Annotated in this window: 1 protein-coding gene and 1 pseudogene; both read left to right on the plus strand. The window is 48.8% G+C overall.

All coding sequences use genetic code 11. The annotated features are described in order from the left end of the window. Positions 1-246: pseudogene (locus B9T16_RS29185) on the plus strand (hypothetical protein); the annotation flags it as partial. 78 nt (positions 247-324) lie between these two features. After that, a complete protein-coding gene (locus B9T16_RS29190; RefSeq protein WP_190593868.1) occupies positions 325-465 on the plus strand; it encodes a helix-turn-helix domain-containing protein in 141 nt (46 codons plus the stop codon). Positions 466-558 lie beyond the last annotated feature (93 nt).

Below are 558 nucleotides of genomic sequence, written 5' to 3' on the forward strand. Positions count from 1 at the left end.
CTCCCYCACCGCGCCCTCCTCCTCACCGACTGCGAACATCCCACCCCGGAACTCATCAGCTTCTGCGCAAAACTCACCGGGGTCATTGCCATTGCCATCCTCACCGAGGACCCCCTAGACGCGCCCTTAAAAGGCTTTCCCCCCAATAAGCGCGAATCTGATATCCGCCATTGCAACCTGGTTAGCAGAACTTTAACAAAATGTTGCGGAATTCCCCTTCCTCGCTTGCAGGGAGGGGATGAATAGCAACCAATAAACAAACTGAGCGATAGCGAATCCTCGGATGATCAGCTACAATGTTATCGGCAACAGCAAATAAAGATAATGTATAAGGCGTACAAGTATCGCATCTACCCAACCGACGACCAAAAAGCATCTCTCGCCAAGGCGTTTGGATGCTGTCGTTGGTATTGGAATTTGGCACTCAACCTATGCCAAGAAACATATCTCAAGACAGGCAAATGATTATCTCGTGGATATATCCAGGGTCTGTTACCAGGGTTAAAAAAGAAATACCCTTGGCTAACGGATGCCTATTCCCAGTCTTTGCAAGTTGTT

The organism is Arthrospira sp. PCC 8006 (assembly GCF_046480465.1).
Lineage (GTDB): Bacteria > Cyanobacteriota > Cyanobacteriia > Cyanobacteriales > Microcoleaceae > Limnospira > Limnospira platensis.

What these genes read in the sequence shown, in the direction of transcription:
- B9T16_RS29190 (WP_190593868.1), top strand. Translation starts at nt 325, where the DNA reads ATGTATAAGGCGTACAAGTATCGCATCTACCCAACCGACGACCAAAAA.